This window comes from Curtobacterium sp. AC268, assembly GCF_979258745.1.
In genome coordinates this window covers 3,432,409-3,452,769 of the sequence record NZ_OZ409878.1, presented here as the reverse complement: position 1 = coordinate 3,452,769, position 20,361 = coordinate 3,432,409, and the positions used below count along the sequence as shown (strand labels likewise).

The following is a 20,361-nucleotide window of genomic DNA, read 5'->3' as shown; positions in this document are numbered from 1 at the left end:
GGTCGTTCCAGTGTAGGTCGGAGCGACTACTCGAACCGGACGGTCCCGCGGCCGGGTTGCGGCCGCTTCCCGCCACCGTCGAGGGCCCGTGCCACAGCGATCCGGACGACGCCGGAGCTGTAGCCCTTGCGCATCAGGAAGCCGGACAGCCGGCGTTCCGCGGTGGCCCGGTCGAGCCCGCGCATCTGCGGCGCCCGCTTGTCAGCGAGCTCCTGCGCACGGAGGAACTCGTCGTCCTCGTCATCGGCGGCTTCGTCGAGTGCGGTGTCGATCGCCACCTGGTCGATGCCCCGTCGACGGAGCTCCGTCACGACGCCCTGTCGACCGAGGCCCTTGCGCGCGTGCAGTCGATCCACCAGGTCGGTGGCGAGGGCGACGTCGTCGAGGAGCCCGACACGGGTCAACCGTTCGATCTCGTGCTCGACCACGTCGGGGTCGAGGTCCTGCTGCAGCAGCAGGGTCCGCATCTCGGACTCGCTCACGCCCTTGCGGCCGAGCGCGCGCAGGCTGATCCGTTCGGCATCCGCCCGCTGTTCATCGAGCGGACGCGGTGCGTCGGCCGGGTCGATCTCCTCGCCGCCGGCGATGGAGAACACCGACGCGGTGGTGGCATCAGCGGTCTCGGCGTCGTAGCCGTCCTGCTCCGCACGGCTCGAGCGCCCGCTGCCGTCGCCGATCACGGGCGACACCCACGCTGCCGGCCCCCGGGCACCGTGCAGGGGCACCGGCGAATCGGCGTCGATCGATGCGGGGAACTCGTCCGCCCGGCCGTCGTCCGACTCGGGCAGGGCCCAGCCGTCGGAGTCGCGCGGTTCGTCCGGTGACACCGGAGGCTCGGGGATGGCGGGCAGCACCGGCGTGACAGGAGCGCGACGACGCGACCTCGCACCGAACAGGTCGGTGACCGGTGCGAGGCCGTCGTCGTCGTGGTCGGTGCTCACGCGCCCTTGCGCTCCGCGAGCTTCGGCGCGATCGACTCGACCGGGGCATCTTCGGCCTTGGCGCCGCCGACGCCGAGCTTGGCGAGGATCTTGCCTTCGATGTCGGCAGCGATCTCGGGGTTCTGGATGAGGAAGGAACGCGAGTTCTCCTTGCCCTGCCCGAGCTGGTCGCCGTCGTAGGTGTACCAGGCACCCGACTTCTTGACGATGCCGTGGTCGACACCGAAGTCGAGCAGCGAGCCTTCGCGCGAGATGCCGACGCCGTACAGGATGTCGAACTCGGCCTGCTTGAAGGGCGGTGCCATCTTGTTCTTGACGACCTTGACGCGTGTGCGGTTGCCCACCGCGTCGGTGCCGCTCTTGAGCGTCTCGATGCGACGGATGTCGAGGCGGACGGACGCGTAGAACTTCAGCGCCTTACCGCCCGAGGTGGTCTCCGGTGAACCGAAGAACACGCCGATCTTCTCGCGCAGCTGGTTGATGAAGATCATCGTGGTCTGCGTCTGGTTCAGGCCACCGGCGAGCTTTCGCAGGGCCTGGGACATGAGGCGGGCCTGCAGACCGACGTGCGAGTCGCCCATCTCGCCCTCGATCTCGGCGCGGGGCACGAGGGCCGCGACGGAGTCGATGACGATGAGGTCGATGGAGCCGGAGCGGACCAGCATGTCCGCGATCTCGAGCGCCTGCTCGGCGGTGTCGGGCTGCGACACGAGCAGGGCGTCGATGTCGACACCGAGCTTCTTGGCGTACTCGGGGTCGAGTGCGTGCTCGGCGTCGATGAAGGCCGCGATGCCACCGGCGCGCTGGGCGTTGGCGATGGCGTGGATGGTGAGGGTCGTCTTACCCGACGACTCGGGGCCGTAGATCTCGACGATGCGGCCACGGGGCAGGCCACCGATGCCGAGCGCGACGTCCAGCGCCACCGACCCGGTCTGGATGACGTTGACGGGGGCGCGTTCGTCCGAACCGAGGCGCATGATCGCACCCTTGCCGAACTGCCTGTCGATCTGTGCGAGTGCGGTCTCGAGGGCCTTCTCGCGGTCTGCCGGTGATGGCATGGGGTGCTCCTTCGTGCTCGTGTTCGGCCGCCTGTAGGCTGTCGCGTCCACGCCGGCCGATGGTGCAAGGCCGATGGTTCTGCGACAAGGCTTCGGGCTGTTCCCGATGTCCATCAACCTATGGCGAGCCACCGACATCACTGCCGACGGTCACGCGATCTGTGGATGGAACACCCGGGCGACGCCGCTGTGGAGGAAGCTACCACCGATCGAACACGCGTTCGAGCAACACGCCGAACACAGTTTCGGATGCTCGGCCCCGCGGAACCGGCTCAGTCCTGAGGTTCGGCCAGGCCCTTGCCGTGCCGACGGTCCATCGGGACGTCCTGCGAGTCGCACAGCGCGTCCCACACCCGGCGGGCGTCGATGCCGGCGGCGAGGGCGTCCACGGCGGAGCGACCGCCGAGCCCTTCGAGCACGACGTCACGGGTGACCACGGAACCGTAGGCCTCACCGAACACCTGGTCGACGGCTCGCCAGAACTCACTCACGCGCATCCGACCAGCCTAGGCGCGTGCTCGCGGGCCGGAACGCAGAACGCCCCCGCCGGGAAGGACCGGCGAGGGCGTTCGGTGCGATGCGCTCAGCGCACCGCGAGGTCGTTGTCGAACTCGGCGACGAGGTCGTCCGGGAGCGTGTCGGGGACGGGGGTCAGCCCCTCGACGATCGCGAGGCGGTCGCCCACTTCGCGCATGATGGTCGAGATGGGCGTGTCCAGAGCATCCGCGACGGACGCGAGGATCTCCGAGCTGGCTTCCTTCTGCCCGCGCTCGACCTCACTGAGGTACCCGAGCGCGACACTGGCCTTGGACGCGACCTGACGGAGGGTCCGGCCCTTCTGCAAGCGGAAGTCCCGGAGCACATCGCCGATTTCCTGACGAACGAGAACCATGAGAACTCCTCCTCTCTGTCGTCTCCGCGCCCGCTCGGTCCGGTGGATCGAGTTCGGGTTCAGCAACAATAGCGTTGCCGGTTGCAGCATGTTAGCCAGGCTGGCTGCCGTACTGCTGGAGATTTCGTGAGATGTAACCCAGTGGAAACGGGACCTATTCCCGGCCCCGGACCTCGGACGACATCCGTGCAAGGAGTTCGGAGACGGCGGCGTGCCGGATTGCCCCTCGGTCACCGTCGAGGTGCAGCTCGAAGGCCTCAGCCCCCGCGGCGGAGGCGATCCCCACGTACACGGTGCCGACGGGCTTGCCGTCCTGCGGATCCGGGCCGGCGACGCCCGTCGTGCTGATCCCCCACGTCGCGGGTTCCCCGTCGACGGACAGCGCGAACCGGACACCGGCGGCCATCTGCCGGGCGACCTCGGGGTGCACGGCGCCCTCGGCCTCGAGCAGCTCCGCCGAGACCCCGAGCACCGAGTGCTTCACGGGCGTCGCGTAGGCCACGACGCCGCCGCGGACGACGGCGCTCGCACCCGGCACGTCGACGAGGGTCGCGACCACGAGGCCGCCGGTCAGCGACTCCGCCACGGCGAGGGTCTCGCCCCGCGCCGTCAGTTCGGCGATGAGTCCCGGTGCGACCGGGACGGGAGGCGCGGCCTGCGTCGAGCGGTCGGGTCCGGTCATGCGGTGGTGCGGTTGTGCTTCCATGCCTGCCAGAGGTAGTCGATCCCGCTCAGGATGGTTGCCAGGAACGCGCCCGTCATCAGGATGCCGTTGACCCAGTGCGCCCAGTCGCCGACCAGGTTCCACCACGGGAACAGCGCGGCGGTCAGGGCGACCGCCTGCAGCACCGTCTTGATCTTGCCGCCGCGGCTGGCCGGGATCACCCGGTCGGAGAGCACCGCGAACCGGAAGACCGTGATGCCGATCTCGCGCACCATGATCAGCACGGTCACGTACCAGGGCAGCTCGGCCAGGATCGACAGCGCGACGAGCGCACCACCGATGAGCACCTTGTCGGCGATCGGGTCGACGAGCTTGCCGAAGTCCGTGACCAGGTTCTGCCGACGGGCGATGATGCCGTCGGCGCTGTCCGTGACGATCGCCACGACGAAGACGACCGCTGCCCAGATGCGCAGGGGTCCGTCGTTGCCGGCGTCGGCGAGCAGCAGGACGAAGAACAGCGGCGCCATCAGGATGCGCACCACCGTGATGATGTTCGCGACGTTCGCGGTCGACGCCGGGCCGGGGCCCTTGCGCAGCAGCCGCCCGCGCCACGGGAACCGTGCGCCGTGCGTGGTGTTCGTGCTGTCCGAGGCGGTCATCGCCGTCACTCCCTGCCCGTCAGTCCCCACGCGTCCTCATCGGGCTCGTCGTGGACTTCATCGTACCCGCGGGTCATGTCCCCGACGGGGTCTGCTCCGTAGCGGTCACCGTCGCCGGACGGCGTCGGGGCCGGCGCTGCCGGAGCGGCCGCGGCGGGCGGCTCCTCGCCGCGGAGCTTCGCGAGCACCGCGGGCAGCTGGTCGGCGGTCACCAGGACGTCGCGGGCCTTCGAACCCTCGGACGGCCCGACGATGTCGCGCGACTCCATCAGGTCCATCAGACGACCGGCCTTGGCGAAGCCGACGCGGAGCTTCCGCTGCAGCATCGACGTCGAACCGAACTGGGTCGACACGACCTGCTCGACGGCCGCGAGCAGCAGTTCGAGGTCGTCTCCGATGTCGGCGTCGATCTCCTTGCGCTCGACCACGGCCTGGACGTCCTGGCGGTACTCGGGCTGCGCCTGCCGCGTGACGTGCTGGACGACCTCGGCGACCTCGCCCTCCTGCACCCAGGCCCCCTGCACGCGGAGCGACTTGGACGAGCCCATCGGCAGGAAGAGGGCGTCGCCCTGACCGATGAGCTTGTCGGCGCCGGGCTGGTCGAGGATGACGCGGGAGTCCGTGACGCTCGTCACCGCGAAGGCGATGCGCGACGGCACGTTCGCCTTGATCAGGCCGGTGATGACGTCGACCGAGGGGCGCTGCGTCGCGAGCACCAGGTGGATACCGGCGGCACGGGCGAGCTGGGTGATGCGGACGATCGACTCCTCGACGTCACGCGGCGCCACGAGCATGAGGTCGGCGAGCTCGTCGACGACGACGAGCAGGTACGGGTACGGCTTGAGCTTCCGCTCGCTGCCCGCCGGCAGGACGATCTCGTTGTTCTCGATCGCCTTGTTGAAGTCGTCGACGTGGCGGAACCCGAACGACGCCAGGTCGTCGTACCGCATGTCCATCTCCTTCACGACCCACTGCAGCGCTTCGGCCGCCTTCTTCGGGTTCGTGATGATGGGCGTGATGAGGTGCGGGACACCGGCGTAGATCGACAGTTCGACGCGCTTCGGGTCGACCAGGACCATGCGGACCTCGGACGGCTTCGCGCGCATCAGCAGCGACGTGATCATCGAGTTGATGAACACCGACTTGCCGGAACCGGTGGAGCCGGCGACCAGAAGGTGCGGCATCTTCGCCAGGTTCGCGACGACGAAGCCGCCCTCGACGTCCTTGCCGACACCGATCGTCATCGGGTGCTTCGACTTGCGGGCGGCGTTCGAGCGCAGCACGTCACCGAGCGAGACGATCTCGCGGTCGGTGTTCGGGATCTCGACACCGATGGCGCTCTTGCCCGGGATCGGCGACAGGATGCGGACCTCGTTCGAGGCGACCGCGTACGACAGGTTCTTCGACAGGGCTGTGACGCGCTCGACCTTGACGCCGGGGCCGAGCTCGATCTCGTACCGGGTCACCGTCGGCCCGCGGGAGAACCCGGTGACCTTCGCGTCGACCTTGAACTCGGTGAGCACCCCGGTGATGGCGGCGACGATGTCGTCGTTCGCCTGGCTCCGTGCGACCGAGGGCGTCCCGGAGCTCAGCGTCGTGGCGGCGGGCAGTCGGTAGGGCTTCGACGGATCGTCGTCGGAACCGGCGGCGGCCGCGCTCAGCTCAGCGGCGGCGTCGATGTCCTCTGGCTCGTCGACGATCTCGGGCTCGGACAGCACCTCGGGCACCGCGGGACGGATGTCGGCCGTCGGCTCCGGCCGCGCGGGGACGTCGGTGCCGAACGCGCGGAGCGCCTGCTCGGCATCCTGCAGGTCCTGCTCGACGGAGTCGTTGAGGTTGACCGACGCGGGCTCGGCCGGCGTGAGGTCGACGAGCCCGGCGGCGGCACCGGCGTTCGGGCTCACGGACGGCGCAGCGGGCACGACGGGCGCAGCGGGTGCGACGGCAGCGGCAGCCGGGGCGACCCCGGTGGCCGGCGGCAGCACCGGGCTGTCGTACGCCGGGTCCTCTTCGCGCCCGGACTTGTTCCGGCGCCACCACGGCACGTTGTCGCCACCGGCGTCGGCGTCGGCGTCGGCAGCGGCCTGCTCGTCACCGAACCCGAGGTCGTCGAACAGCTGGAAGTCGGTGTCGCCCGTCTTGCCGCGCTTCGACGTGCGGGCGCGGGCGGCGGGCTCCGCCACGGCGGCGGCGTCGGCCTCGGGTTCTGCTGCGGGGGCCGGGGCGCCGAACAGGTAGGCGTAGAGCTCGTGCAGGCGTCGCCCGAGCTTGTTCGGCGGCGTCTTGGTGATGATGAAGAGCGAGAGCACGAGCAGCACGATCGCCACGGGGACCGCCACCCAGGCGGTCGCGATCGTGACGAGCCAGCCGATGACCACCCAGCCCAGCACCCCACCGGCGGCGGCCAGCGCGGGCATGCCGTCGGCCGCGCTCGGTCGGCCACCGAAGACGTGGCAGAGCGAGGCGATGGACACGATCAGGATGCCCAGGCCGATGCCGATCCGGGTGTTGTCGTGCACCGAGGCCGGGTGCCGGAACAGCCACCCGGCGAACACGATCATGATGACGGGCAGGGCGAACGCCAGGCGGCCGAACAGCCCACCGAACGTGTACGCGTCGAGTGCGACGGAGACGCTGTTCGTCGGGTTGAGCCACTCCACGATCCCGCCGGCGATGGCCAGCAGGAACAGCAGAAACGGGAACCCGTCGCGCCGCTGGTCCTTCTCGAGGGTCTCCTTGCCGAGCAGCCGGAACATCGCGCCGACGCCGTGCGCCATCGCGAGCCAGAAGGTCACGAGCGGGTTCTGCTCGCGGAACACCGGCGTGGGCGCAGCCTGCGGCAGCTTCTTCGTCGTGGCCTGGGTGCGCGACGAACCGCGCGTCCCGTTGCCACGGGACGACGTGGACGCGCGCGAGCGCGTGGTCGACTTGGTGCCTCCGGCCATGGGCAGAACCCTAACGCCCGCTCAGGACAAACGCAGGAAGGCCCGCCGCAGCGTCCGTGACGGACGCTGGACGGGCCTCCAGGGCGGGGCCTGACGCTACGCCTCGATGACCACCGGGACGATCATCGGACGACGACGGTGCTTCGTGTTTACCCAGCGACCAACCGTGCGACGGACGACCTGCGCGAAGGCGTGCGAGTCGCGCGTGCCGTTCGCGGCAGCCTCGGAGATCGCCTTGGCGATCTGCGGGCGGACGTCGTCGAACACGGAGTCGTCCTCGGCGAAGCCACGAGACTGGATCTCCGGGCCGATCACGCACTGCCCGGTGGTGAAGTCCACCGCGCAGAAGATCGAGATGAAGCCCTCTTCCGCCAGGACGCGGCGGTCCTTCAGGTCGGCGTCGGTGATCTCGCCGACGGTGGAGCCGTCGACGTAGACGTAGCCGATGTCGAGCTGACCGGCGACCGTCGCGACGCCGTCCTTCAGGTCGACGACGATGCCGTCCTGCCCGAGGATCACGTTGCGCGGCGGGACACCCGTCTGGATCGCCAGGTCGGCGTTCGCGTACAGGTGGCGGTGCTCACCGTGGACGGGGAGCACGTTGCGCGGCCGCAGGATGTTGTAGCAGTAGAGCAGCTCGCCGGCGGAGGCGTGTCCGGAGACGTGCACCTTCGCGTTGCCCTTGTGCACGACCTTCGCACCGAGCTTCGTCAGCCCGTCGATGACGCGGTACACGGCGTTCTCGTTGCCCGGGATGAGCGACGACGCGAGGATGACGGTGTCGCCCTCGCCGATCTCGATCTGGTGCTCGAGGTTCGCCATGCGGGCCAGGACGGCCATCGGCTCACCCTGCGACCCGGTCGACATGTAGACGATCTGGTCGTCGGGGACGTTCTTCGCCTTCTTCGTGTCGATGAGCACGTTCTCCGGCACCCGCAGGTACCCGAGGTCGGCGGCGATCGTCATGTTGCGGATCATCGAGCGCCCCATGAACGCGACCTTGCGGTTCGCGGCCGCGGCGGCGTCGAGGACCTGCTGCACGCGGTGCACGTGCGACGAGAAGCTCGCCACGACGACCTTCTTGCGGGCGCGCATGATGATGTTCTCGAGCACCGGGCCGATGTCGCGCTCCGGAGCGGTGAAGCCCGGCACGTCGGCGTTCGTGGAGTCCGGCAGGAACAGGTCCACGCCGGCCTCGCCCAGACGGGCGAACGCACGGAGGTCGGTGATGCGGTCGTCCAGCGGGAGCTGGTCCATCTTGAAGTCACCCGTGTGCAGCACACGACCGGCGGGGGTCGTGATCGCGACGGCGAGGGCGTCCGGGATGGAGTGGTTCACGGCGACGAACTCGAGGTGGAACGGGCCGATCTGCTCGGTCTGGTCCTCGGCCACGACGAGCGTGTACGGCTTGATCCGGTGTTCCTTGAGCTTCGCCTCGACCAGCGCGAGGGTCAGCGTGGAGCCGATCAGCGGGATGTCGTCGCGGAGCTTGAGCAGGTACGGGACGGCACCGATGTGGTCTTCGTGGCCGTGCGTGAGCACGACACCGAGGACGTCGTCGAGGCGGTCACGGATCGGCGAGAAGTCCGGCAGGATCAGGTCGACGCCGGGCTGGTGCTCCTCGGGGAACAGCACGCCGGCGTCGACGATGAGCAGCTTGCCCTCGTACTCGTAGACGGTCATGTTGCGACCGATCTCGCCGAGGCCCCCGATGGGGACGACGCGGAGGGTGCCGGCTTCGAGCGGCTGCGGTTCGGAGATCTGTGTGGGCATTCGGTCCTACGGATTCGGGCGACGCGCGTGCTGCGCGCCGCGGTGTTCGCTAGCGGGTGGTGCCTGGCACCTTCGGTAGTGCACCGCCGGCCGCCGCGTTGCGGTCGGGGCGGAAGTTCGAGAAGTCGGCGCCGGGCACGTCGCGCACGGCTTCGAGGGAGGTCTCGATGGCGTACGCCTCGGAGTCCTCGGGGCCGACGAGCGGCAGTCGGACGCGCGGGCTGCCGATGCGGCCGAGCCCGTGCAGGATGTACTTCGCGGCCACGGTACCGGGAACGTGCGTCATCACGGCGCGGACGAGCGGCTCGAGTCGCTTGTGCTCGGCCGTCGCGGTGGCCAGGTCGCCCCGGTTCACGGCGTCGACGATCGTGCGGTACGGCGCGCTCGTGATGTTCGCGGTCACGCCGATCAGGCCGGTGGCGCCGATCGACAGGTGCGGGAGCACGTTCGTGTCGTCGCCGGAGAAGTACATGAGGTCGGTGTTGTTCAACACCCGCGAGACCTCGGCGAAGTCGCCCTTGGCGTCCTTCACGGCGAGGATGTTCGGGTGCTTCGACGCACGCAGGATCGTGTCGTACGTGATCGGGATGCCGGTGCGGCCCGGGATGTCGTACAGGATCACCGGCAGGTCGGTGGCGTCCGCGATCATCCGGAAGTGGGTGAGGACACCCGACTGCGTCGGCTTGTTGTAGTACGGCGTGACGATCATCACGCCGTCCGCGCCGGCCTTCTCGCTCTGCTTGTACAGGTGGATCGCGTGCGCGGTCTCGTTCGAGCCACCGCCCGTGATGATCTTCGCGCGGCCGGCGGCGACGGACTTGCCGACCTCGACCAGACGGAGCTTCTCCGGGTCGGTCAGCGTCGACGTCTCGCCGGTCGTGCCGGTGACGACGATGCCGTCGGCGCCGGCGGTGATGCAGTCGTCGATGTGCTGCTCGACGCCGGGCCAGTCGACCTCGCCGTCGGCCGTGAACGGGGTCACGAGGGCGACGAGGACCTGACCGAAGGGATTCTCACGCGGGGACACGGGCACCAGCGTACCGGGGATGCGCGCGAGGACCGCCGTCCGTGTGGACGGTGGACCGCCTGCGGCGCGGCCGGGAGGCCCGGATCACGTCCGTCCCGCCGGTCACGCCCGCCGACACCGGGCACTCAGGCGCGGCGCTGCCACTCCAGGAACCGGTAGCGGGTGCCCGTGCGGGACTCCTGCCAGGGGCCCTCGTCGGCGAGCGTCCAGCCGGCAGCCTCGCCGAGCGTGGGTGCGACGGTGTCCCCCGCCACGTCGACGTCGATCAGGGTCTCGGAGACGTGGTCGGCCGCGTCGAGTGCGGCGTCGTACACCTGGCCGCCGCCGATGACCCAGACGGTCTCGTCGGTGTCGAGGGCGGCCTGCAGGTCGTGCACGACCTCGGCGCCGTCGGCCGTCCACGTCGCGTCACGCGTGAGCACGACGTTGCGGCGACCGGGCAGCGGCCGGAAGCGCTCGGGCAGGGACTCCCAGGTGCGTCGGCCCATCAGCACGGTCGCGTCGTCGGTGACCTGCTTGAAGTGCGCCAGGTCCTCGGGCACGTGCCAGGGCATGCCGCCGTCGGCACCGATGACACCGGTGGTCGAGCGGGCCCAGACCATGCCGATCATCAGACGGCGACCGCAGCCTTGATCGCCGGGTGGTGCTCGTAGCCGACGACGGTGAAGTCCTCGTACTCGTAGTCGTCGATCGAGTCGCGCGGTGCGAGCTCGAGCGTCGGCATCGGGTACGCCGTGCGGGACAGCTGCTCCTCGACCTGTTCGACGTGGTTGTCGTAGATGTGGCAGTCGCCGCCGGTCCAGACGAAGTCGCCGACCTCGAGCCCGGTCTGCGCCGCGATCATGTGGGTCAGCAGCGCGTACGAGGCGATGTTGAACGGGACGCCGAGGAACATGTCGGCGCTCCGCTGGTAGAGCTGGCACGAGAGCTTGCCGTCGTTGACGTAGAACTGGAAGAACGCGTGGCACGGGGCGAGCGCCATGTCCGGCACGTCGGCGACGTTCCACGCCGAGACGATGAGCCGGCGGCTGTCCGGGTTGGTCGTGATCTGCTCGATGACCTGGGCGATCTGGTCGACGTGCTCACCCGAGGGGGTGGGCCACGAGCGCCACTGGACGCCGTACACCGGGCCGAGGTCGCCGTCGGCGTCCGCCCACTCGTTCCAGATCCGGACACCGTGCTCCTGCAGCCAGGTCGCGTTGCCCTCGCCGCGCAGGAACCAGAGGAGCTCGTACGCGACCGACTTGAAGTGCACGCGCTTCGTGCTGACGAGGGGGAACCCCTTCGACAGGTCGTAGCGGAGCTGCGCACCGAACAGGCTGCGGGTGCCGGTGCCGGTGCGGTCGCCCTTCGGCGAACCCTCGGTCAGGACCCGGCGGAGCAGGTCTTCGTAGGGGGTCGGGACGGAGGCGTCGGGCTGTACGGTCTCGCTGTCGGTCACACACAGAAGCCTACGTCGGTGTGAGTAGCGTTGCGGGCATGCCCGACACGACGGAACAACCGCTCTCGATCCTGGTGGCCGGCTCGTCCGGGTTCATCGGGACGCCCCTCGTCCGCGCCCTGCGCGAGGCGGGGCACCACGTCACCACGCTCGTCCGCCGCGAAGCGCGCACCGCGACCGAGTTCCGCTGGGCGCCGGGGCGGCGTCCGCTCGACCCGGCGATCCTCGACGGCGCCGACGTGGTGATCAACCTGGCCGGCGCGAACATCGGCAAGCTGCCGTGGACGGACGCCTACCGCAGGGAGATCCGCAGCTCGCGCATCGACGCCACCGACACCCTGGTCGAGGCGATGCGGCACGCCGCCACTCCCCCGGCGCTGTTCCTGTCGGGCTCGGCCTCGGGCGTCTACGGCGACCGCCCCGCCGACGTGCTGCAGGACGACGCCGCCCCGGGCACGGGCTTCCTCGCCGACGTCTGCACCGCGTGGGAGGCCGCCGCGAACGCCGCTCCCGCCGGGGTGCGCGTCGTCACGCTCCGTACCGGCATCGTCATCGGCAAGGGCGGCGGTGCACTCGCGCCGCTCGTCCCGCTGACCAAGCTCGGCGTCGGCAGCCGGCTGGGCACCGGTGGCCAGCACTGGCCGTGGATCGCGCTCGAGGACGAGGTGGGCGCGATCGTGCACCTGGCGACCGCGGCCCCGGACGTCTCCGGCCCGGTGAACCTGGCGGGTCCTGAGCCCGTCGTCGCCGACCGCATCACGAAGCACGTCGCCGAGGTCCTGCACCGCCCGTACCTGTTCCGGATCCCCGAGTTCGCCCTGCGCCTGGCGCTGCGGGACGCCGCCGACGACATGCTCCTGTCGAGCCAGCGGATGGTCCCGACGAAGCTGCTCGAGTCCGGCTACACGTTCCGGTACACGCAGGCGGCGGACGCGATCGACGCCGTCTTCTGATCCGACGCCGACCCCGGGGTCAGCGGTCGGCGGCGCGCGCCAGGGCGGTGCGCATCGCCGATCGTGCACGCTTGCGGTCACCGGCGGCGTCGTAGACCACACCGAGCCGGTACCAGGCACGCCAGTCGCCCGGGTCCTGCTCGACCGCGTCGCGGTACCGCGGGAACAGCTCGTCGGCGGCGTCGCGGATCGGTCGACCGGAGGGCCGCACCGGGACGACGTCGTCCGGGGTGCCGCCCTCGGCCTCGAGGCGTGCACCGAGCCGGGTGATGCGGATGCCGAAACGGAACTCGAGCACGAGCAGCAGCGCCCCGATCGCGGCGACGACGAACAGCGCGACGCCGATGCCGATGCCGATCGGGATCCCGGTCGCGATGAAGGCCACGGCGCGCTGCCCGACGAGCACGATGTACAGGGCGAGCAGCACCGCCATCAGCGCCGCACCCCAGAACGGCGAGCGGATCGTGCGTCCGGCCCGCTCCATCCGATTCATGACGCCTCAGCCGATCCCGAGGACGCTGCCGAGGCCCACGGTGAGGCCCCGCGCCGACACCACGTTCGCCAGCGCCGCACGGATGCCCGCGACGTAGGCGACGTCGTCGTTGGTGTCGTGCCGGATCGTCAGCGTCTCGCCGGGGCCGCTCAGCACGACGTCCTGCACGGCCTTCACCCCGGGGAGCCGGAGCGAGTGGATGGGCACGCTGGCGACCTGCTGGCCGCGGGCGCGCTGGTCGACGTGCGGGGCGTCCACGGGGCCGACCTCGCGCCGGGCGTCGGCCATCAGCTCGGCGGTGCGCACCGCGGTGCCCGAGGGCGAGTCGATCTTGCCGGCGTGGTGGGTCTCGACGATCTCGGCGGCGGGGAACCACGGGGCCGCGATCGTCGCCAGGTGCGTGCCGAGCACGGAGCCGATCGAGAAGTTCGGGACCACGAGCACCCCCTGGTCCGGGCGTTCCTGCAGCCCGGTGCGGAGCTTGGCGAGCCGGTCGAGCGACCAGCCGGAGGTGCCGACGAGCACGTTCGCGCCGCTCGAGAGCGCGTTCTCCACGATTGCCGGGCTGAGCGACGGCACCGTCACGTCGACCACCAGGGCCGCGCCGCCGAAGACCGACGGCGGCGCCTCGTGCGCGCCGTCCTTCGACGACAGGCGGGCGACGAGCGCGAACTCCGGGAGTTCCTCGACGACGGACGCCACGAGGCCCCCGAGACGACCAGTGGCGCCGACGACGGCGACGGGAGTGACCATGCGGTCCATCCTAGGATCGACGCATGTCAGTCGAGGTCAGGACCGTGCCGGCCGATCTGCCCGAGGTCGACGCGCTGCTCGATGCGTACCTGGACGAGCGTGAGGCGACGTTCCCGAGCGCGCAGGGCACGTACTCGCGGAAGCGCACCCTCGCAGCCGAGTTCACGCCGCCGAACGGGGTGTTCGCCGTGGCGTACGACGACGGCGTCGCGGTCGGCTGCGGCGGCCTCCGTCGGATCGCGGACGGGGTCGACGCGACCGGCGCCGTCGACGTCCGGTTCGAGGTCAAGCACGTCTTCGTGGCGCCGGCCGGGCGCGGCACGGGCGTGGCGACGGCCGTGATGGACCTGCTGGAGCGGGCCGGGGCCGACCTCGGTGCGACGAGCATCGTCCTCGACACGAACGACTCGCTCGTGGCGGCGGGCGCGATGTACCGCGGCCGCGGGTACCAGCGGGTCGAGCCGTTCAACGACAACCCGAACGCCACCGCCTGGTACCGCAAGCCGATCGTCTGAGCCGCCACGGGCCTCCCGGCCGCGCCGCCGCGTGCCGGACGGGCAGCCGCGAGACGGGCTGGTCGACCGGCACACAGGTCCCGGCCGCGCCACCGCGTGCCGGACGGGCAGCCGCTAGACGGGCTGGTCGACCGGCAGACCGGTACGCAGCTCCACCGGCAGGTGGGCCAGGTCGTTCAGCGTGACGACCTCGGCGGGTTTCGCCGACCGGATCCGGATGATCGTGAGCGCGGTGTGGGCGACGTTCGTTCCCATCCAGCGCCACTCGGGGGCCTGGAACGCCTCACGCACGAACCAGCCGATCACGGCGTTGTGGGTGATCAGCAGGTCGTGCCGGTCCTCGCGCGCCGGGGTGAACCACTCCGACACGGCGTCACCCATCTGGGCCTGCCCGGCGACGATCTCCTCTTCGGTGATGCCGCCGTACCAGCCCTGGTAGGCGTGCGGCATGTCCGGGGTCGGGCCCGAGGGGATGCAGTCGAACAGCAGTGTCGAGGGCTCGGGCTGGATCGACGGCAGGCGCTGCGACAGGAACGCGGCGGTCTCGCTCGGGGCCTCGAGCGGCGAGTGGTACACGCCGTCGAAGGGCACGCCGCCGAGGCGGTCGGCGATCAGGGTCGCCTGACGCTTGCCGCGTTCGGAGAGCTTGCCGTCCCGCAGGCCGTGTTCGGCGTCCTGGTGTTCGCCGTGCCGGACGAGGTACAGGTAGTGCGACATGTCCGCGCTCAGCTGCCGATCCCGATGGCCGCGGCGAGTTCGTCCTGCTGCACGGCACCGACGACCGAGGTGATCGTCGGCCGGGTCAGCAGGTCGCGCGCGAGTTCGAGCACGCCGTCGGTCGTGACACCGTCGACGCGCTCGAGCGCCGTCGACAGGTCGGTGTACTCGCCGGTGCCGAGCTCGGAACGGCCGAGCCGGGTCATGCGGGCGTCGGAGTCCTCGAGCGAGAGCGTCAGCGCGCCCTCGATCTGACCCTTGGCACGTCGGAGCTCGTCGTCGGTGATGCCGTGGTCGACCATCCGGCGGAACTCGGCGTCGACGATGTCGATGACTCCGGCGACGTTGTCCGGCGCGCACCCGGCGTAGACGCCGAAGGCGCCGTTGTCCAGGTAGGCCGGGGCGAACGACGACACCGCGTAGGCCAGACCGCGGCGCTCGCGGACCTCCTGGAACAGGCGCGAGCTCATGCCACCACCGAGCACGGCGTTCAGGACGCTGAGCGAGGGACGGCGGTCGTCGCGCAGGTCGAGGCCCTGCGAGCCGCGGAGCATGCTGACCTGCTCGGTCGGGCGGTGCACCACGGACAGCTTCGCCTCGACCGGGTCGGCCACGGTCTCGGGCGTGCGGCGCGGCAGCGGCTCGGCGTCGGGGGCATCGTGGAAGACGCCGGCGACGAGTTCGCAGAACCGGTCGTGGTCGACGGCCCCGGCGGCGGTCACCACGATGCCGTTCGGTGCGTAGTGCTCGCGGTAGTGGGCCAGCACCTCGTCGCGCTGGACCGCACGGATGCTGTCCGGGGTCCCGCCGATGGGACGGCCGAGGGGGTGACCGCCGAAGGCCGCGGCGAAGAACGCCTCGCCCGCGACGTCGGCCGGGTCGTCGGCGGCCATCGCGAGTTCTTCGAGGATGACCCCGCGCTCCACGGCGAAGGCGTCCGGTTCGAGCACCGAGCCGGTGACCATGTCACCGATGACGTTCACGGCCATCGGGACGTCGGTGTCCCGGACCCGTGCGTAGTAGCAGGTGTACTCCTTGGCGGTCGCAGCGTTGTGCTCACCGCCGACCGAGTCGAACGCGATGGCGATGTCGAGCGCCGATCGGGTCTCGGTGCCCTTGAAGAGCAGGTGTTCGAGGAAGTGGGTCGACCCGAACTGCCCGTCGCGCTCGTCACGCGAACCGACGCCGACCCAGAACCCGATGCTCGTCGACGCGGCGCCCGGCACCGCCTCGGTCAGCACACGGACACCCGAGGGCAGCACGGTGCGACGGACGAAGGCCCCGCCGGACGTCAGGAACGACGTGTCCGGGGCCCCGAGCGGCAGTGGCACTGGCTGGTTCATCGCAGACGAGCCTACTGATCCGTCGATGCCTCCCGCCCAGTTTCCCGGTCTCGGTCGCGTGCCACTCGAAGTGGGGTACAGAAAATGTGGACAGACCGACTCGTCTGTCTGTCCTCCTTGTGCTACTGTTGGTCACGCCGGATCGAAAGCCCCCCTAAGTTCCGATCCGGCGGCTCGGGACATCAGTCCTGCGCGACCACCGAGTCCCCCCACTCCGGTCGCGGAGCCGATGAGTCCGAGGAGTACACGCTGTGACGGTCGATTCCCCCCAACCGGCCGTCCAGCGTCTCCCCGGCCCGAGCACGAACCTCGCGTCGCCGGACGGGTCGAGCGTCCCCCCGACTCCCCGCTCCGGCGGCGCGAAGGTCCGTGTCCTCGAGACCGCCACGCGGCTCTTCTACGAAGAGGGCATCCACAGCGTCGGCGTCGACCGCCTCATCTCCGAGGCGAGCGTCACGAAGGCGACGTTCTACAAGCACTACGGGTCGAAGGACAACCTGATCCTCGCCTACATCCGCACCCAGCACGAGCGCGTGCAGGAGCGGATGGAGCAGCTGATCGCCGACGCCGGCTCCCCCGACCGGGCCGTCCGCGCGTGGGTCGCCGCACTGGCCGACGACGTCAACGACCCGGCGTTCCGCGGCTGTGCGTTCCTGCACGCCGCCGCCGAGTACCACGACCCGCGCGATCCGGTCCGCCAGGTCGTCGCCGTGCACCGCGACTGGTACACCGAGCGACTCGCGACCCTGCTGCAGGAGGCCGGACACCCCCTGCCCGGCGACGGCGCGGACGAGCTCATGCTCGCGCGCGACGGTGCGATGGCCGGCGCGTACGCCGGTGACGCGATCGCCGCCACCGCTGCGCTCAACCGCGTGGTCGACCGGGTGCTCGCGGGCTGACGCCCGGCTGTCGCCGGATCTGTCGCTCCGGCGGGGCGGTCGAGGCGACCGCCGTCGGATGGGAGGCCCGTGGCGGGCCCGCACCGTGCCTCCAGGCCGTCGCGTGCGAACTCCCACAGCCCCGCGCGCGCACCGAGCGCAGCCCGAGCCAGCGGGTGTTGGCTTGGGGCATGGCCAACGACCCCAACTGGAACCTGCCCGACGTCCCGTCCTTCACCCTGACGAGCCCCGACTTCACCGACGGAGGCGAGCTGCCCACCTCGGCACGCGGCTCCGACGTCGGCGGTGAGGACCGCTCCCCCGCACTCGAGTGGTCGGACGCACCCGAGGGCACGAAGAGCTTCGTCCTGACCGTCTACGACCCCGATGCCCCGACCGGCTCCGGCTTCTGGCACTGGAGCCTGACGGACATCCCGGGCTCGGCGACCTCGCTCCCCGCAGGCGCCGGCACCGACGACGCCCTGCTGCCCGCCGTGGCGCTCCGCCGCCGTAACGAGTTCGGCACGGACACGTTCCTCGGGGCCGCTCCGCCCGCGGGCCACGGTGTGCACCGCTACTTCTTCACGCTGAGCGCCCTCGACGTCCCCGTGCTCGAGGTCCCGGCCGACGCGACCCCCGCGGTCGTGGGCTTCATGCTCCGCGGGCACCTGCTCGGGCGCGCGCAGCTCATGGGCACGCAGGAGACCCCCGCGGCCTGACCGGCACGTGGCACGGCGCGGTGATCTCTCGCGCGCAGCGACAGTTCACGCGGCGCCGTGCTCGTGAGGTGTCGGTGACCGCGAAAGCACGCGCGGCCAACACGCACACACGCCCCGCAACGGCGAACGGCCGCCGCCCCGGAAGGGACGGCGGCCGTTCGTGCGTCAGGACGCGGGAGAGGATCAGCCCTCGGCCGGGTCCTCGGCGTGGGCGCGGACCGTCTCGGCCGAGGTGGAGTCACCCTCGGTCTCGTCGGCCACGACCGGCGCGAGCGACAGCTTGCCGCGGTCGTCCACCTTGGTGACCTCGACCAGGACCTTCTGGCCGACGCCCAGGACGTCCTCGACGTTCTCGACACGCTTGCCACCGGCGAGCTTGCGCACCTCGGAGACGTGGAGCAGACCGTCACGGCCCGGGAGCAGCGACACGAAGGCGCCGAAGGTGGCGATCTTCACGACGGTGCCGAGGAACTGGTCCCCGATCTCCGGGTTGGTCGGGTTGGCGATCGCGTTGACCTGGGCACGAGCGGCCTCGGCCGACGGACCGTCGACGGCGCCGATGTAGACGGTGCCGTTGTCCTCGATCGAGATGTCGGCACCGGTGGTGTCCTGGATGCCGTTGATCGTCTTGCCCTTCGGGCCGATCAGCTCGCCGATCTTGTCGACGGGGATCTGCACCGAGATGACGCGAGGAGCGGTGTCCGCCATCTCGTCGGGGGCGTCGATGGCCTCGTTCAGCACACCGAGGATGGCCGAGCGGGCCTCCTTGGCCTGCTTGAGCGCCGCGTCGAGCACCGTCGACGGGATGCCGTCGAGCTTGGTGTCGAGCTGGATCGCGGTGACGAACTCCGAGGTACCGGCGACCTTGAAGTCCATGTCGCCGAGGGCGTCTTCCGCGCCGAGGATGTCGGTCAGGGCCGCGTAGCGGGTCTGGCCGTCGACGGTGTCGGAGACCAGGCCCATCGCGATGCCGGCGACCGGGGCCTTGAGGGGCACACCGGCGTTGAGCAGCGAGAGGGTCGAGGCGCAGACGGAACCCATCGAGGTCGAGCCGTTGGAGCTGAGCGCCTCGGAGACCTGACGGATGGCGTAGGGGAACTCGTCACGCGACGGCAGCACCGGCACGAGGGCGCGCTCGGCGAGGAAGCCGTGCCCGATCTCGCGACGCTTCGGCGAACCCACACGGCCGGTCTCACCGGTCGAGTAGGGCGGGAAGTTGTAGTGGTGCAGGTAGCGCTTCTTCGTGACGGGCGACAGCGAATCGATCTGCTGCTCCATCTTGAGCATGTTCAGCGTGGTGACGCCGAGGATCTGCGTCTCGCCGCGCTGGAAGATCGCCGAACCGTGGACGCGCGGGATCACGGCGACCTCGGCGTCGAGCGGACGGATGTCGGCGAGGCCGCGGCCGTCCATGCGGATCTGCTCGGTCAGGATGCGGCCGCGGACGACCTTCTTCGTGACCGACTTGTACGCGGCGCTGACCTGCGAGTTGGCGACCTCGGGCAGCGAGCCCGCGGTGACCTGCTCGGCGATGGCGGCCTTGACGCGCGACTTGAGCGCGTCGTCGGCGTCCTGACGCTCGGTCTTGGCAGCGATCTTGTACACGTCACCGAGCTCGGAGAGCGCGAGTGCCTCGACAGCCGAGTAGACCTCGGGCGCGTAGGGCGGGAAGACCGGGAAGTCCTGGATCTCCTTGGCCGACTGCGCGGCGAGCTTGGCCTGCGCGTCGACGAGGGACTTGAGGAACGGCTTCGCCGCCTCGAGACCCTGGGCGACGATGGCCTCGTCGGGCTTGGTGGCCCCGCCCTGGATGAGGTCCCAGGCGTGCTCGGTGGCTTCGGCCTCGACCATCATGATCGCGACGTCCTCGTTGCCGGCCTCGTCCGTGACGACACGACCGGCGACGGTCAGGTCGAACACGGCGTCGGCGAGCTGCGAGGCCTTCGGGAACGCGACCCACTGGTCACCGATGAGCGCGAGGCGCACACCGGCGATCGGGCCGGAGAACGGCAGACCGGAGATCTGCGTCGACGCGGACGCGGCGTTGATCGCCAGCGCGTCGTAGAACTCGTCCGGAGCGATGCTCAGGACGGTGATGACGATCTGCACCTCGTTGCGGAGGCCGTCGACGAACGACGGACGCAGCGGCCGGTCGATGAGACGGCAGACGAGGATGGCCTCGGTCGACGGACGGCCTTCACGACGGAAGAACGAACCGGGGATCTTGCCGGCGGCGTAGGAGCGTTCCTCGACGTCGACGGTCAGCGGGAAGAAGTCGAAGCCCTCACGCGGGTGCTTGCCGGCGCTGGTGGCCGAGAGGAGCATCGTTTCCTCGTCCAGGTACGCGGCGACCGCGCCCTGGGCCTGCTGTGCGAGCCGACCGGTCTCGAACCGGACGGTGCGCTTGCCGTACTTGCCGTTGTCGATGACGGCTTCGGCGAACTTGATCTCGGGACCCTCCAAAAGGGCGCCTCCTTGATGTGTTTCCGGCAGGCCATGGCGACGGCACTCGATGGTGCGTGCGCGCCGATCGTTCCGGACGCATGTCTGGCCAGCAGTAGAAGCACTCGGGAAACCGTTCCGGCCCGCG

20 protein-coding genes are annotated in these 20,361 nt (G+C 70.4%); 4 read left to right on the top strand and 16 right to left on the bottom strand.

Annotation, left to right across the window (positions count from 1 at the left end):
- Positions 1-26: 26 nt before the first annotated feature.
- The 11 genes from ACZZ9K_RS16365 to ACZZ9K_RS16315 form a co-directional block, all read right to left on the bottom strand.
- Positions 27-941: a regulatory protein RecX gene (locus tag ACZZ9K_RS16365; protein WP_463444603.1), complete on the bottom strand. Its 915-nt coding sequence runs from the start codon at positions 939-941 to the stop codon at positions 27-29.
- A complete protein-coding gene (gene recA / locus ACZZ9K_RS16360; protein WP_027464767.1) occupies positions 938-1,999 on the bottom strand; it encodes a recombinase RecA in 1,062 nt (353 codons plus the stop codon). Before recA ends, ACZZ9K_RS16365 begins: the two co-directional genes overlap by 4 nt.
- A 272-nt stretch (positions 2,000-2,271) precedes the next feature.
- Positions 2,272-2,496, bottom strand: a complete 225-nt coding sequence (locus ACZZ9K_RS16355) for a DUF3046 domain-containing protein (protein WP_017885915.1) — start codon at positions 2,494-2,496, stop codon at positions 2,272-2,274.
- Between the two features lie 86 nt (positions 2,497-2,582).
- Complete coding sequence (locus tag ACZZ9K_RS16350) at positions 2,583-2,891, bottom strand: helix-turn-helix domain-containing protein (RefSeq protein ID WP_027464765.1); 309 nt, start codon at positions 2,889-2,891, stop codon at positions 2,583-2,585.
- A 154-nt stretch (positions 2,892-3,045) separates the two neighbouring features.
- Positions 3,046-3,573 (bottom strand): CinA family protein, encoded by a 528-nt coding sequence (locus ACZZ9K_RS16345; protein ID WP_138802881.1) that lies wholly within the window; start codon positions 3,571-3,573, stop codon positions 3,046-3,048.
- The gene (pgsA, locus tag ACZZ9K_RS16340) at positions 3,570-4,214 is read right to left on the bottom strand and encodes a CDP-diacylglycerol--glycerol-3-phosphate 3-phosphatidyltransferase (RefSeq protein ID WP_185974141.1); all 645 of its coding nucleotides are present in this window, start codon (positions 4,212-4,214) and stop codon (positions 3,570-3,572) included. The genes ACZZ9K_RS16345 and pgsA overlap by 4 nt, the downstream gene beginning before the upstream one ends.
- A gap of 5 nt (positions 4,215-4,219) precedes the next feature.
- Positions 4,220-7,159, bottom strand: a complete 2,940-nt coding sequence (locus ACZZ9K_RS16335; RefSeq protein ID WP_463444602.1) for an FtsK/SpoIIIE family DNA translocase — start codon at positions 7,157-7,159, stop codon at positions 4,220-4,222.
- A gap of 96 nt (positions 7,160-7,255) precedes the next feature.
- Positions 7,256-8,932, bottom strand: coding sequence for a ribonuclease J (locus ACZZ9K_RS16330; RefSeq protein ID WP_027464761.1), 1,677 nt, complete (start codon positions 8,930-8,932; stop codon positions 7,256-7,258).
- A gap of 49 nt (positions 8,933-8,981) precedes the next feature.
- Entirely contained in the window at positions 8,982-9,959 is a 978-nt protein-coding gene (dapA, locus tag ACZZ9K_RS16325) for a 4-hydroxy-tetrahydrodipicolinate synthase (protein WP_017885921.1), read from the bottom strand.
- A 125-nt stretch (positions 9,960-10,084) separates the two neighbouring features.
- On the bottom strand, positions 10,085-10,570 hold the full coding sequence (locus tag ACZZ9K_RS16320) for a dihydrofolate reductase (protein ID WP_463444601.1): 486 nt from the start codon (positions 10,568-10,570) through the stop codon (positions 10,085-10,087).
- Entirely contained in the window at positions 10,570-11,400 is an 831-nt protein-coding gene (locus ACZZ9K_RS16315; RefSeq protein ID WP_035807687.1) for a thymidylate synthase, read from the bottom strand. The genes ACZZ9K_RS16320 and ACZZ9K_RS16315 overlap by 1 nt, the downstream gene beginning before the upstream one ends.
- A gap of 38 nt (positions 11,401-11,438) precedes the next feature.
- Here ACZZ9K_RS16315 and ACZZ9K_RS16310 point away from each other — a divergent pair, with 38 nt between their 5' ends.
- On the top strand, positions 11,439-12,353 hold the full coding sequence (locus tag ACZZ9K_RS16310; protein WP_071245000.1) for a TIGR01777 family oxidoreductase: 915 nt from the start codon (positions 11,439-11,441) through the stop codon (positions 12,351-12,353).
- Positions 12,354-12,372: 19 nt separating this feature from the next.
- Here ACZZ9K_RS16310 and ACZZ9K_RS16305 read toward each other — a convergent pair whose 3' ends face one another.
- Together ACZZ9K_RS16305 and ACZZ9K_RS16300 are read right to left on the bottom strand one after the other, a co-directional pair.
- The gene (locus tag ACZZ9K_RS16305) at positions 12,373-12,837 is read right to left on the bottom strand and encodes a tetratricopeptide repeat protein (RefSeq protein WP_463444764.1); all 465 of its coding nucleotides are present in this window, start codon (positions 12,835-12,837) and stop codon (positions 12,373-12,375) included.
- 15 nt (positions 12,838-12,852) lie between these two features.
- A complete protein-coding gene (locus ACZZ9K_RS16300; protein WP_260678832.1) occupies positions 12,853-13,599 on the bottom strand; it encodes a 4-hydroxy-tetrahydrodipicolinate reductase in 747 nt (248 codons plus the stop codon).
- Positions 13,600-13,622: 23 nt separating this feature from the next.
- Here ACZZ9K_RS16300 and ACZZ9K_RS16295 point away from each other — a divergent pair, with 23 nt between their 5' ends.
- Entirely contained in the window at positions 13,623-14,114 is a 492-nt protein-coding gene (locus ACZZ9K_RS16295) for a GNAT family N-acetyltransferase (RefSeq protein ID WP_463444600.1), read from the top strand.
- A 114-nt stretch (positions 14,115-14,228) separates the two neighbouring features.
- Here the strand turns inward: ACZZ9K_RS16295 and ACZZ9K_RS16290 are convergent, their stop codons facing one another.
- Both ACZZ9K_RS16290 and ACZZ9K_RS16285 read right to left on the bottom strand, forming a co-directional pair.
- On the bottom strand, positions 14,229-14,831 hold the full coding sequence (locus ACZZ9K_RS16290) for a histidine phosphatase family protein (RefSeq protein WP_027464756.1): 603 nt from the start codon (positions 14,829-14,831) through the stop codon (positions 14,229-14,231).
- Positions 14,832-14,839: 8 nt separating this feature from the next.
- Positions 14,840-16,174 carry a M16 family metallopeptidase gene (locus tag ACZZ9K_RS16285; protein ID WP_071245003.1) on the bottom strand — a complete coding sequence of 445 codons (1,335 nt, stop codon included), beginning with the start codon at positions 16,172-16,174 and terminating at the stop codon, positions 14,840-14,842.
- Positions 16,175-16,425: 251 nt separating this feature from the next.
- Here ACZZ9K_RS16285 and ACZZ9K_RS16280 point away from each other — a divergent pair, with 251 nt between their 5' ends.
- Positions 16,426-17,073, top strand: a complete 648-nt coding sequence (locus ACZZ9K_RS16280) for a TetR/AcrR family transcriptional regulator (RefSeq protein ID WP_110859266.1) — start codon at positions 16,426-16,428, stop codon at positions 17,071-17,073.
- 170 nt (positions 17,074-17,243) lie between these two features.
- Positions 17,244-17,771: a YbhB/YbcL family Raf kinase inhibitor-like protein gene (locus tag ACZZ9K_RS16275; protein ID WP_463444599.1), complete on the top strand. Its 528-nt coding sequence runs from the start codon at positions 17,244-17,246 to the stop codon at positions 17,769-17,771.
- 183 nt (positions 17,772-17,954) lie between these two features.
- Here ACZZ9K_RS16275 and ACZZ9K_RS16270 read toward each other — a convergent pair whose 3' ends face one another.
- A complete protein-coding gene (locus tag ACZZ9K_RS16270) occupies positions 17,955-20,234 on the bottom strand; it encodes a polyribonucleotide nucleotidyltransferase (RefSeq protein ID WP_017885932.1) in 2,280 nt (759 codons plus the stop codon).
- Between the last annotated feature and the right edge of the window lie 127 nt (positions 20,235-20,361).

Bases quoted from the DNA above. Each gene is read 5' to 3' on its own strand.
- ACZZ9K_RS16320 (WP_463444601.1), bottom strand. From the start codon at position 10,570: ATGATCGGCATGGTCTGGGCCCGCTCGACCACCGGTGTCATCGGTGCC.
- ACZZ9K_RS16285 (WP_071245003.1), bottom strand. From the start codon at position 16,174: ATGAACCAGCCAGTGCCACTGCCGCTCGGGGCCCCGGACACGTCGTTC.
- ACZZ9K_RS16295 (WP_463444600.1), top strand. From the start codon at position 13,623: ATGTCAGTCGAGGTCAGGACCGTGCCGGCCGATCTGCCCGAGGTCGAC.
- pgsA (WP_185974141.1), bottom strand. From the start codon at position 4,214: ATGACCGCCTCGGACAGCACGAACACCACGCACGGCGCACGGTTCCCG.
- ACZZ9K_RS16305 (WP_463444764.1), bottom strand. From the start codon at position 12,837: ATGGAGCGGGCCGGACGCACGATCCGCTCGCCGTTCTGGGGTGCGGCG.
- ACZZ9K_RS16335 (WP_463444602.1), bottom strand. From the start codon at position 7,159: ATGGCCGGAGGCACCAAGTCGACCACGCGCTCGCGCGCGTCCACGTCG.
- ACZZ9K_RS16310 (WP_071245000.1), top strand. From the start codon at position 11,439: ATGCCCGACACGACGGAACAACCGCTCTCGATCCTGGTGGCCGGCTCG.
- ACZZ9K_RS16330 (WP_027464761.1), bottom strand. From the start codon at position 8,932: ATGCCCACACAGATCTCCGAACCGCAGCCGCTCGAAGCCGGCACCCTC.
- ACZZ9K_RS16355 (WP_017885915.1), bottom strand. From the start codon at position 2,496: ATGCGCGTGAGTGAGTTCTGGCGAGCCGTCGACCAGGTGTTCGGTGAG.
- recA (WP_027464767.1), bottom strand. From the start codon at position 1,999: ATGCCATCACCGGCAGACCGCGAGAAGGCCCTCGAGACCGCACTCGCA.
- ACZZ9K_RS16350 (WP_027464765.1), bottom strand. From the start codon at position 2,891: ATGGTTCTCGTTCGTCAGGAAATCGGCGATGTGCTCCGGGACTTCCGC.
- ACZZ9K_RS16275 (WP_463444599.1), top strand. From the start codon at position 17,244: ATGGCCAACGACCCCAACTGGAACCTGCCCGACGTCCCGTCCTTCACC.
- ACZZ9K_RS16300 (WP_260678832.1), bottom strand. From the start codon at position 13,599: ATGGTCACTCCCGTCGCCGTCGTCGGCGCCACTGGTCGTCTCGGGGGC.
- ACZZ9K_RS16290 (WP_027464756.1), bottom strand. From the start codon at position 14,831: ATGTCGCACTACCTGTACCTCGTCCGGCACGGCGAACACCAGGACGCC.
- ACZZ9K_RS16345 (WP_138802881.1), bottom strand. From the start codon at position 3,573: ATGACCGGACCCGACCGCTCGACGCAGGCCGCGCCTCCCGTCCCGGTC.